Here is a 12,631-nt window from a genome sequence, read left to right as displayed (position 1 = left end):
GATTAGAAATAAGGATAAGTATGAAGTTATTAAAGAAATTATCTTGGTTTTTTAAATTAGAAAAGTGGCCCTATATTACTGGTATTTTAGCCTTGTCTTTGGTCAGCCTTTTAAACTTGCTTCCACCTCGTGTGATTGGAGAAGTGATTGACCAGATTGCCAGTAAAGATTTGACGAATCTGGAATTAGCCTATCAACTTTTTATTTTGGTTTTGTCAGCCTTGGCCATGTATGCTTTGCGTTTTGTCTGGCGTAAGTATATTTTGGGGACAGCCAATCGTCTGGGTAGAATCTTACGATACCGTCTCTTTGAGCATTTTACTCATATGTCTCCTTCCTTTTATCAAACTTATCGGACAGGTGATTTGATGGCTCATGCTACCAATGATATCAATGCTGTTGTTGGGGTTGCTGGTGGAGGAGTCATGTCAGCTGTAGACGCTTCAATCACAGCTCTTGTGACTGTTCTTACCATGTTTTTCGTCTTGGACTGGAGACTGACTCTGATTGCCATTTTACCCTTGCCTTTTATGGCCTGGGGAACCAGTCTGATCGGTCGAAAAAATCATGAAAGTTTTAAGGCAGCACAAGAAGCTTTTTCTGATTTGAACAATAAGGTCCAAGAAAGTTTCTCAGGTATCAAGGTGACCAAGTCCTTTGGTTATCAAGATGCAGAGACAGCTGCTTTTGCAAGGATTAACCAAGATGTTTTTAAGAAAAATATCCTTGCAGCTAAGTACAATGCCCTTTTTGATCCTATGGTTCTGATTTTTGTCGGTCTGTCCTATCTTTTAACCTTGATTTTTGGTGGTCTTTTCATTAGTCAAGATCAGTTGACGGTGGGAGAGTTGGTCACCTTTATCACCTATCTAGATATGTTGGTCTGGCCCCTTCAAGCTATGGGCTATCTCTTTAATATTAGTCAGCGAGGAACTGTGTCTTATGAGCGAATTGAAAGCTTGCTAGCCCAAGAAAGTGATGTGACAGAAGTAGCTTCGCCCATTAAGGACATTAAAAATGGTCGTCTGGATTACTCTATTCAAAAATTTGCATATGATGATCGACCAACTCTCAGGGATATTCATTTTTCAATTGATCAGGGTCAGACCTTAGGAATTGTTGGTGTTACAGGCTCTGGAAAAACGACCTTGCTTCGTCTTTTGCTTCGAGAACAAGATATACAAGATGGGAATATTTGCCTGGCTGGACATGACATAAGAGATTACAGCCTTTCTGCTTTGCGAAGCTTGATTGGTTATGTGCCTCAAGATCAAATCTTGTTTGCTACATCGATTCGTGATAATATTCGATTTGGTAATCCAAGTCTTTCTGATGAGGACGTTATCGCCGTTACTAAACTTTGCGGAATTTATGAAGACATCATGCAAATGCCCGATAGATTTGATACTTTGGTTGGGGAGCGTGGTGTATCCTTATCTGGTGGACAAAAGCAACGCTTGGCCATGTGTCGTGCTTTGATTCTTAATCCCGATATCTTAATCTTGGATGATTCTTTATCTGCTGTTGATGCCAAGACCGAGCACTTGATTTTAGATAATCTCAAGAGGGAGCGATCTGGTAAGACTACTTTGATCACTGCCCATCGCTTATCAGCAGTAGTGCATGCAGACTTGATCCTAGTTTTAGATCAGGGACGGATTATTGAGAGTGGTAGTCATCAGGAACTTCTGACACAAGACGGCTGGTATGCCACCACTTATCAAAATCAACAATTGGCTGAAAGCTTAGAGGAGGTCTAATATGAAAAAAAAATCAACTTTTCAACGACTTCTAAGCTATATGCTTGCTTATAAATGGCTTACACTGTCAGCATTTGCTTTTGTTTTTCTAACCACTTTAGTTACAACTGCTCTACCACTTTTGGCTAGAACTTATATTGATCAGTTCATTAGTTCTGGACAGGCGGCTGCTGGTTTTTATCTCTTGGCTATTTACTATGCCTTATTTATACTGCGCGTGCTTTTGACATTTTTAGGGCAGTATTCATTTGCTAAAGTAGCCCACAGTATTGTTCGTGACTTACGTCAAGAAGCCTTTGCCAATATTCAAAAGCTACGAATGGCCTATTTTGACCAAACACCTGCTGGAGCCATCGTTTCTCGTCTGACCAATGATACTCAAGCAGTGGCTGATATGTTTAGTAGTATTTTCTCAAGCTTTTTAAGTTCAATCTTCATTTTAGTGGTAACTGCTGCAACTATGTTTGCTCTGGATTGGCGTCTGGCTCTTTTAATACTTTTATTTCTACCAATCATGCTGGCCTCAATCTTGCTTTATCAAAAACTATCTACTGGCTTGCTCAAGCAAGTCCGTAGTAAGTTGAGTGATTTAAACGTAAAACTTTCCGAGACTATTGAAGGAATGAGAATCGTCCAAGCCTTTGGTCAGGAAAAGCGCTTGATTGATGAATTTGAAGCAATCAATCAGGAGCACCTAAACTACACTAATCGCTATCTGGATATCAACAGTCTGCTTTTACGTCCAGCTATGTCTCTTTTGAAAATTCTGGCCTATGGCGTTATTCTGACTTATTTCGGTCTGACTTGGCAAAGTGCTAGGATTACAGCAGGGATTATGTATGCCTTTATCCAGTATGCCAACCAGCTCTTTAATCCTTTGATTGAAGTCATGCAAAACTACTCAGTTCTTCAGACTTCTATGATCTCTGCTGAGCGTGTCTTTGAAGTCATTGATAGGAGAGACTATGAACCAATCCAAAAAAATAAAGACTTGAAAATCCAAGAAGGCGATATAGAGTTCAAAGACGTTAGTTTTTCTTATGACGGCAAAAGAGATATTTTGAAACATATTTCTTTCAAGGTCAAGCAAGGTGAAACGATCGCTTTTGTTGGATCTACTGGATCGGGAAAATCATCCATCATCAACCTCTTTTTACGCTTTTATGAGTTTGAAAGAGGACAAATACTGATTGACGGACACGATATAAAAGACTATAGTCAATCAGAGCTTAGGAGACATATTGGACTGGTCCTTCAGGATCCCTTCCTTTACCATGGGACAGTTGCTAGCAATATTAAGATGTACCAAGAAGGACTTAGTCAACAGGACATTGAAGAGGCTGCTAAGTTTGTTGATGCTCATGACTTTATTCATCAACTGCCATTGACTTATGATGCACCAGTAACAGAGCGAGGAGCTGCATTTTCTAGTGGTCAGCGCCAGCTCTTAGCCTTTGCTAGGACAGTAGCGACCAAGCCTAAGATTTTGATTTTAGACGAGGCTACTGCCAATATTGACTCAGAGACAGAGGAGTTGATCCAAGCCTCACTGAAAAAAATGCGACAAGGCAGAACGACGATTGCCATCGCCCATCGCCTCTCTACCATTCAGGATGCCAACTGTATTTACGTGCTAGATAAGGGGCAGATCATCGAATCTGGCAGTCACGAAGAGCTCCTAGCTCAAAATGGCACCTACAAGAAAATGTATCAACTTCAGGCAGGAATGCTGGAAAAAGCTTAGGAATGAATTTTCCTAAGCCTTTTTTACATATTTTTTTAGTCCCTCTATAGAGGCTTCTAGGTCTTGGTATCGAATTTTGACATAGCGATAAGGGCAAGGATCAATATAAGCAGACTCAAAGAAGTCAAGCGGGAGACCACTGTGTTTAAGAGAGCTTATGGATGTTAGTGTTTTTAGATCTAATAAAACACCTCCCGGTGTCAGTAGGTAAGGTAGTCCCAAACCTGATTTTTCAAGTAAATGTTGGGCATTTTCTTTTTCTTCCTCCTGTAAACGCAGTAGCGCCTGTCTATTTTTCTGAAACATTTGATTATCGATATAAAGGGAGAGAGCCTTTTGCATGATAAGATTGCTATCATAGTCCAAAATGCTTTTGAAAGCGATGAATGGCTTCTTGACGCTATCAGGCAATAGCAAAGCTGTGATTCGAAGAGCAGGGAAAAGACTGGTTGAAAAAGATTTGATATAAATAACTGAGTCGCTATCATCTAGATAATGAAAACTTAGTTCTGACTTATTGTCAAAATCAGCTAGGTAATCATCCTCAATAAGAAAGACCTGATAAAGCTTAGATAGGCGGAGAATTTCTTCCTTCTCCTGACGACTGTAAGTGTGGCCTAAGGGATAGTGAAAGCGAGGAATGGTATAGAAAAACTTGATGTTTCCTGAACGAAAAATATTTTCTAGTTCTAGCAAGTCAATTCCTTTTGGACTTCGTTCTATGGTCTTATATTTTAAATTTTGAGCCTTGAGCAAATCATTTATTCTGTGATAGGTTGGTTGTTCTACTAAAATAGTATCGCCGTGATTAGGGAAGTCTATTTGAGATAGAATATAGAGTGCTTGCTGGGTACCAGATGTCAAAGCTATCTTGTCTAGGGTTGGGTAAATAGCTGATTCTAGCAGTAGATTTTTGACAGATTGTCTCAAATCTTCTAGCCCTTCTTGTTGAGAATAGTAGTTAAAAAGGTAATTCTCACGCCCAATCAAGGTTTCATTGAGACAGATGCGAAAATCTTCATAGACTTGATGGCGGTCGTTTCTTAAGGGAAGCTCTAGATCATTGTTTTCTTCTGGAGCTTGCTCCAATACATAATAACCACTTTTTGGGACGGCATAGATATACTTCTGATAACTCAGATCTAGAAGAGCCTTTTGAACGGTATCCTTGCTACAATGGTAACTTTTAGACAAAAGCCGAATAGAGGGAAGCTTATCTCCTTTTTTAAGCTGTCCACTCTTGATTTGTTCAATCAAATGATCTGAAATTTCTTGATATTTTGTCTTAAGCATACAACTGTCCCCATACAGATTTTATTTTTCCATATTGTAACTTATTTTAAAGTGTTTTACAATAAAAAAGTAGAAACGGAGAGGGACGAATGGAATGATCATGACAAAGCCAAAGAGAATTATTTTAGCTAGTGATATTTCTGGCTTAGGGAAAGTTGCTGTGACGGCAACCCTGCCATTGTTTGCCATATGCCAGTTGGAAGTCTCTGTTCTTCCCACAGTTCTTCTATCATCTCACACTGGTGGTTTTCCTAAAGTCTATATTGATGACTACACTGTTGGAATGCAGGCTTTTTTAAAGCAATGGCAGAGCTTAGAGATCGGCATTTCTGCATTAGTAACTGGCTATCTTAGATCAAGTCAGCAAATAGCGTCTCTGATTGATTTTTTGGAGCATGAGAACATCCCCTTGATTGTAGACCCTATTATGGGTGACAATGGTAAGCTATACAAAAGCTTTGATGATCATTATATTTCTAGCATGCGTACTCTCTGTCAAAAAGCAGATTTGATTTTGCCCAATTTAACAGAAGCTTGTTTTCTTGCTGATTTGCCTTATCAAGATAATGATTTGACAGAGCAATTTTTAAAAAGTCTTGCTCAGCGTCTGAGCGAATTAGGTGCAAAGAAAATTCTATTGACCGGTCTTCCACTGAGTCACGATCAGATAGGTGTTGCTTATTTCGACAAAGCAGAAGGCGTCTTTAGTCTGTATAAAGGTAAGAGATTTCAGCAACAATTTTTCGGAACGGGGGATATGCTGACTGGTTTGGTAGCGGCTGCATTTGTACAGGGGCTTGACCTGCAAAAGTGTCTTCCGGTTTTTATCAACTTCATAGAGAAAAGTCTAGCGACGACACTGGTTTGCCACTTTGATCTTCGTTATGGAGTTTACTACCAGCCCCATTTGGGAGATTTATTTATAGAATTTAAAAGATTATTGGAGGTTTCTAATGACAAATAATAAACTTACTACCCGTGAACTAGTGGAATTGAGTCTTTTTTCGGCCCTAATTGCACTTAGCATTCAGTTTTTCAGAATTCCTGTTGGTCCTCAATTTATTCATTTTGGAAATGCTCTGGTTGTGGTAGCTACCCTTATTTATGGAGTAAGAAAAGGTGCTTTGGTTGCAACCGTTGGTCTGGGAGCCTTTGATATATTAAATGGCTATGCTTCAGTAGTTTGGATTACAATCTTGGAAGCATTAGTTGTTATTCTTGTTGTTCATTTTGTTTATGAAGCAATGCCAGAGAATAGAGAAAGGTTAGTGATTGTTGGTTTTGCAGCTGCTTTGACCAAAATAGTATTAAATCTATTCAAATATACTTTGATTGGAATGCTCGGCAACCTCACTTTAGGTGCTTCCTTAAATTTAGCTCTTGTTAAGATAGTTGGAACTTTTGGTTCAAGCTTGGCTACTGTTATAGCTGTTCCTATCCTTTATCCAATATTTAAGAAAATTAGTGAAACAATTAGAAAATAATTTTAAATATCAAACATAGTTTAAATGCTTTGAATAGAAAGAATCAGTGATAAAAAAATGCATATTTAAAGACGGTTTATAAACTCGTCTTTTTTAGTATTTGAGGATTTAAAAATAATCAATTTTTTTCGTAAAAAATGCTTGAAAAGCCGTTATTTCCACTGAAAATATGATACTATAGATACGATACTTTTTTAAATACTAATTTTTTGGGATATTAAATTAAGTAGAGGGGATTACATGTTTTTTAAACGTCAAAAGGGTCAATACCACGAAGTTGAACGTGTTACGCGTTTTAAACTGATTAAGTCTGGGAAACACTGGCTTCGTGCGGCTACATCTCAATTTGGACTTTTAAGATTAATGAAGGGTTCTGATGTTTCTTCCACAGAAGTGAAGGTAGTGGAGGAGCAGTCTGTAGAAAAAAGTGGACTGAATTACCTGAAAGGAATTATAGCGACGGGAGCAGTGCTTGGTGGAGCGGTTGTAACAAGCTCTTCTGTTTATGCTGAAGAGGAACAAGCACATGAAAAAGTGATTGATACGAGGGATGTTTTAGCAACTCGTGGAGAAGCGGTTTTAAGCGAAGAAGCAGCAACTACTTTGTCATCCACAGAAGCCAATCCAGTGGAATCCTTGTCAGATACTTTGTCTGCAAGTGAAAGCACTTCAGCGAGCTCTTCTGTTTCAACTAGTTTATCTATATCAGAGTCGTTTTCAGTATCAGCATCATTATCATCAAGTTCAAGTCTATCACTGTCTAGCTCAGAATCTGCAAGTGCGTCTGAGTCTCTTTCAGTGTCCTCAAGTGCGTCTGATTCTGTGAGTGCAAGTACAAGTACGTCAGCTAGTGCTTCTCAGTCGGTCTCAGCCAGTCATAGATCTACCACCTCTACATCAGAGAGTACTAGATCCGAAAGTAATAATTCTTTAAATACGAACCAGTCAGTTAGTGTAAGGAATCAAAGTGCTCGTGTTCGGACTCGTCGTGCTGTAGTCGAGAATGATACAGAAGCTCCTCAAGTAAAATCTGGATATTATGTAGTATATCGTGGCGAATCTTTTGAATATTATGCTGAGATTACCGATAACAGTGGTCAAGTTAATAGAGTTGTCATCCGAAATGTTGAAGGTGGTGCTAATAGTACTTACCTTTCTCCTAATTGGGTAAAATATTCAACAGAGAATCTTGGTCAGCCTGGTAATGCTACTGTACAAAATCCTCTCCGGACTAGGATATTTGGTGAAGTTCCGCTAAATGAAAATGTTAATGCAAAATCTTATTATACTCGTTATATAGTTGCGTGGGACCCTTCAGGGAATGCCACTCCAATGGTGGATAATGCTAATCGGAATGGACTCGAAAGATTTGTCCTTACGGTCAAAAGTCAAAATGAAAAGTATGACCCTGCTGATCCTTCCGTTACTTATGTTAATAATCTTTCTAATTTATCAACGAGCGAAAGAGATGCGGTAGCAGCAGCAGTCCGGGCCGCAAATCCAAGTTTACCATCAGCTGCTAAGATTACTGTTTCACAAGATGGTACGGTTACAATTACTTATCCAGATAGATCTACAGATACTATTCCTGCAAACAGAGTAGTTAAAGATCTTCAAATTAGTAAATCAAATTCCGCTTCGCAGAGTTCATCGGTAAGTGCATCTCAATCAGCCAGTGCATCTGTATCTGCAAGCGAATCCGCCTCAACCAGTGCGTCTGTTTCAGCAAGTACGTCCTCGTCCACAAGCGCTTCAGTAAGTGCGAGTGAATCCGCCTCAACGAGCGCATCTGTTTCTGCAAGTACGTCCGCGTCAACGAGTGCGTCAGTAAGTGCGAGCGAGTCCGCGTCAACGAGCGCCTCAGTATCTGCAAGCGAGTCAGCCTCAACCAGTGCGTCTGTATCTGCGAGTGAGTCCGCATCGACGAGTGCCTCAGTAAGTGCCAGCGAATCAGCTTCCACGAGCGCATCTGTTTCAGCAAGTACGTCCGCTTCAACGAGTGCGTCAGTAAGTGCGAGTGAATCGGCCTCCACGAGTGCATCTGTATCTGCAAGCGAGTCCGCTTCCACGAGCGCATCTGTTTCAGCAAGTACGTCCGCGTCCACAAGTGCTTCAGTAAGTGCCAGCGAATCAGCATCGACGAGTGCGTCTGTAAGTGCCAGTGAGTCCGCGTCAACGAGCGCCTCAGTATCTGCAAGCGAATTGGCTTCCACGAGTGCGTCTGTATCTGCGAGTGAGTCCGCCTCAACGAGTGCCTCAGTAAGTGCCAGCGAATCGGCCTCAACCAGTGCATCTGTATCAGCAAGTGAGTCCGCCTCAACGAGTGCATCTGAATCGGCAAGCGAGTCGGCCTCAACGAGCGCATCGGTAAGTGCGAGTGAGTCCGCGTCCACAAGCGCTTCAGTAAGTGCCAGCGAATCAGCTTCAACGAGCGCATCTGTTTCAGCAAGTGCGTCCGCGTCTACGAGTGCCTCAGTAAGTGCGAGCGAATCGGCCTCCACGAGTGCATCTGTATCTGCAAGTACGTCCGCGTCTACGAGTGCCTCAGTAAGTGCGAGCGAATCAGCCTCCACGAGTGCATCTGTATCTGCAAGTACGTCCGCGTCTACGAGTGCGTCCGTAAGTGCAAGAACGTCCGCTTCAACGAGCGCTTCAGTAAGTGCGAGCGAATCCGCATCGACGAGCGCCTCAGTATCAGCAAGCACGTCTGCGTCAACGAGTGCCTCAGTAAGTGCGAGCGAGTCCGCTTCGACGAGTGCCTCAGTAAGTGCCAGCGAATCAGCTTCCACGAGTGCCTCAGTATCTGCGAGTGAGTCTGCGTCAACGAGTGCCTCAGTAAGTGCGAGTGAATCGGCTTCCACGAGTGCGTCTGTCAGTGCCAGTGAGTCCGCATCTATGAGCGCTTCAGTATCTGCGAGTGAGTCCGCATCAACCAGTGCCTCAATAAGTGCTAGCGAGTCCGCATCGACGAGCGCCTCTATGTCTGCCAGTGAGTCCGCCTCAACGAGTGCCTCAGTAAGTGCCAGCGAATCCGCATCGACCAGTGCCTCAGTAAGTGCGAGTGAATCAGCTTCCACGAGTGCATCGGTAAGTGCGAGTGAATCAGCCTCAACGAGCGCATCGGTAAGTGCGAGCGAATCAGCATCAACCAGTGCGTCTGTTTCAGCAAGTACGTCCGCGTCCACCAGCGCTTCAGTAAGTGCGAGTGAGTCCGCATCGACCAGTGCCTCAGTAAGTGCCAGCGAATCAGCTTCAACGAGCGCATCAGTAAGTGCGAGCGAATCCGCGTCGACCAGTGCGTCTGTTTCAGCAAGTACGTCCGCTTCCACGAGTGCCTCAGTAAGTGCGAGTGAATCGGCCTCCACGAGTGCATCTGTATCTGCCAGCGAGTCCGCTTCCACGAGCGCATCTATTTCAGCAAGTACGTCCGCGTCCACAAGTGCTTCAGTAAGTGCCAGCGAATCAGCATCGACGAGTGCGTCTGTAAGTGCCAGTGAGTCCGCCTCGACGAGTGCGTCTGTCAGTGCGAGTGAATCAGCTTCAACGAGCGCCTCAGTAAGTGCGAGCGAATCGGCCTCCACGAGTGCATCTGTATCTGCAAGCGAGTCCGCATCGACGAGTGCGTCTGTCAGTGCGAGTGAATCAGCGTCAACGAGTGCGTCTGTATCAGCGAGCGAATCAGCCTCCACGAGTGCGTCAGTAAGTGCAAGTACTTCGGCTTCAACGAGTGCGTCAGTGTCCGCAAGCACCTCAGCGTCCACAAGTGCTTCAGTAAGTGCAAGCACGTCCGCGTCAACTAGTGCATCTGTTTCTGCCAGTGAGTCAGCATCCACGAGTGCGTCAGTTTCTGCCAGTGAGTCAGCTTCCACGAGTGCATCTATATCTGCCAGTGAGTCCGCGTCGACGAGCGCTTCAGTAAGTGCGAGCGAATCAGCCTCCACGAGCGCTTCAGTATCTGCCAGTGAATCAGCCTCCACGAGTGCGTCTGTCAGTGCGAGTGAGTCCGCGTCCACAAGCGCTTCAGTAAGTGCGAGCGAATCGGCCTCCACGAGTGCATCTGTATCTGCAAGTGAGTCCGCCTCCACGAGTGCATCGGTAAGTGCGAGTGCGTCAGTAAGTGCGAGTGAGTCCGCCTCAACGAGTGCCTCAGTAAGTGCGAGCGAATCAACTTCGATGAGTGCGTCTGTAAGCGCGAGTGAGTCCGCTTCAACGAGCGCTTCAGTATCTGCAAGCGAGTCCGCGTCTACGAGTGCTTCGGTAAGTGCTAGCGAATCGGCCTCAATGAGTGCATCTGTAAGTGCGAGCGAATCAGCTTCCACGAGTGCGTCAGTAAGTGCGAGTGAGTCCGCCTCAACGAGTGCGTCAGTTTCTGCCAGCGAGTCCTCGTCAACCAGCGCGTCAGTAAGTGCAAGCGAGTCCGCATCGACGAGTGCATCTGTAAGTGCGAGCGAATCAGCGTCCACGAGCGCTTCAGTATCTGCCAGTGAATCAGCCTCAACGAGTGCATCTGTAAGTGCCAGCGAGTCAGCTTCGATGAGTGCGTCAGTAAGTGCGAGCGAATCAGCCTCAACGAGTGCGTCAGTTTCTGCCAGCGAGTCCGCGTCAACCAGCGCTTCAGTAAGTGCAAGCGAGTCCGCTTCCACGAGCGCATCTGTAAGTGCCAGTGAGTCCGCCTCAACCAGTGCCTCAGTAAGTGCTAGCGAATCGGCCTCCACGAGTGCGTCAGTTTCTGCAAGCGAGTCCGCGTCAACCAGCGCTTCAGTAAGTGCAAGCGAGTCCGCATCGACGAGTGCATCGGTAAGTGCCAGCGAGTCAGCGTCAACGAGTGCGTCTGTCAGTGCGAGTGAATCAGCTTCCACGAGCGCCTCAGTAAGTGCGAGCGAGTCAGCTTCAACGAGCGCCTCAGTAAGTGCGAGTGAATCGGCCTCCACGAGTGCATCTGTATCTGCAAGCGAGTCCGCATCGACGAGTGCGTCTGTAAGTGCGAGTGAATCAGCGTCAACGAGTGCGTCTGTATCAGCGAGCGAATCAGCCTCCACGAGTGCATCTGTTTCTGCAAGCGAGTCCGCTTCAACGAGTGCGTCTGTTTCAGCAAGTGAGTCCGCTTCGACGAGCGCTTCAGTAAGTGCGAGTGAATCCGCTTCCACGAGCGCCTCTGTGTCTGCAAGCGAGTCCGCTTCAACGAGTGCGTCTGTATCTGCGAGTGAGTCCGCTTCAACGAGTGCGTCTGTATCAGCGAGCGAATCCGCGTCAACGAGCGCCTCTGTGTCTGCAAGTGAATCAGCCTCCACGAGTGCCTCAGTAAGTGCCAGCGAGTCCGCATCGACGAGTGCCTCAGTAAGTGCTAGCGAGTCAGCCTCAACCAGTGCATCTGTAAGTGCTAGTGAGTCCGCCTCCACGAGTGCCTCAGTATCAGCTAGTGAATCAGCGTCCACGAGCGCTTCAGTTTCTGCGAGTGAATCGGCCTCAACGAGTGCGTCTGTTTCTGCAAGCGAGTCAGCTTTGACGAGTGCGTCTGTATCTGCGAGTGAATCCGCTTCGACGAGCGCATCTGTAAGTGCCAGCAAATCGGCCTCAACGAGCGCATCGGTAAGTGCAAGTGAGTCCGCATCGACCAGTGCCTCAGTAAGTGCTAGCGAATCGGCCTCCACGAGTGCGTCTGTCAGTGCGAGTGAGTCAGCCTCAACCAGTGCATCTGTATCAGCCAGCGAATCCGCGTCGACGAGCGCATCTGTTTCAGCAAGTACGTCCGCGTCCACCAGTGCCTCAGTAAGTGCGAGCGAATCAATGTCAGTTAGTGAGTCACTATCATTAAGTGTTAGCACATCAACACTACACAGTCAGCTAAATGGTATATATGAAAGCGAATTGAATTCATTAAGCCTTTCTGAAAGTTTATCTGCCTCACAATCGCTTAGCCAGAGCCTGTCTGAGAGTCAATCTTCTTCAGCAAGTCAATCAATGCATGATAGGATTTCTAAAGGACAACTTCCTCGAACAGGTGAATCTGAAAGCAAAGCATCCATTTTGGCTTTAGGGTTAGGAGCTTTGGGATTGGCGTTTAAGAAAAGGAAGAAAAATGAGTCAGAGGATTAAACATTAATTAAAGCAGGAAGTTTTTGAACTTCCTGTTTTGATTTTGTTATCAAAATCCTTGATATTCTAGCTTTTTCTAGCAATATTTTATATAATATCTAGTATAGCTTGATGTATTTGTACTTGATGTATTCAACTAAAAATTGGATAAGTAATTATCAAGAAAATCGCAAGTAATTATGGACATAAAAATATAGTAAAATCTAGATTTAAAAACTCATTCTATTTTTGCTAGAAAACTCTATGATTTCTTG

Annotated in this window: 6 protein-coding genes; 5 read left to right on the top strand and 1 reads right to left on the bottom strand. The window is 44.4% G+C overall.

Going from position 1 to position 12,631, the window contains the following annotated elements; all coding sequences use genetic code 11:
* Positions 1-20 precede the first annotated feature (20 nt).
* A complete protein-coding gene (locus tag PCY09_RS02695; RefSeq protein WP_046165711.1) occupies positions 21-1,760 on the top strand; it encodes an ABC transporter ATP-binding protein in 1,740 nt (579 codons plus the stop codon).
* Position 1,761: 1 nt separating this feature from the next.
* Positions 1,762-3,504, top strand: a complete 1,743-nt coding sequence (locus PCY09_RS02690) for an ABC transporter ATP-binding protein (protein WP_046165710.1) — start codon at positions 1,762-1,764, stop codon at positions 3,502-3,504.
* A gap of 12 nt (positions 3,505-3,516) precedes the next feature.
* Here the strand turns inward: PCY09_RS02690 and PCY09_RS02685 are convergent, their stop codons facing one another.
* Complete coding sequence (locus PCY09_RS02685; RefSeq protein WP_125396996.1) at positions 3,517-4,797, bottom strand: PLP-dependent aminotransferase family protein; 1,281 nt, start codon at positions 4,795-4,797, stop codon at positions 3,517-3,519.
* Between the two features lie 100 nt (positions 4,798-4,897).
* On the opposite strand from PCY09_RS02685, the gene PCY09_RS02680 reads away from it, so the two are divergent.
* The 3 genes from PCY09_RS02680 to PCY09_RS02670 all read left to right on the top strand — a co-directional run bounded on the left by PCY09_RS02680 (position 4,898) and on the right by PCY09_RS02670 (position 12,377).
* A complete protein-coding gene (locus tag PCY09_RS02680) occupies positions 4,898-5,761 on the top strand; it encodes a pyridoxamine kinase (RefSeq protein WP_301556692.1) in 864 nt (287 codons plus the stop codon).
* The gene (locus tag PCY09_RS02675) at positions 5,751-6,281 is read left to right on the top strand and encodes an ECF transporter S component (protein ID WP_046165708.1); all 531 of its coding nucleotides are present in this window, start codon (positions 5,751-5,753) and stop codon (positions 6,279-6,281) included. Before PCY09_RS02680 ends, PCY09_RS02675 begins: the two co-directional genes overlap by 11 nt.
* A 240-nt stretch (positions 6,282-6,521) precedes the next feature.
* A complete protein-coding gene (locus PCY09_RS02670) occupies positions 6,522-12,377 on the top strand; it encodes an accessory Sec-dependent serine-rich glycoprotein adhesin (RefSeq protein ID WP_227250339.1) in 5,856 nt (1,951 codons plus the stop codon).
* Positions 12,378-12,631: the final 254 nt, after the last annotated feature.

It is taken from the genome of Streptococcus sp. SG2 (assembly GCF_030439925.1).
Taxonomy (GTDB): Bacteria; Bacillota; Bacilli; order Lactobacillales; family Streptococcaceae; genus Streptococcus; species Streptococcus gordonii.
This window is presented reverse-complemented; position numbering and strand designations above follow the sequence as displayed.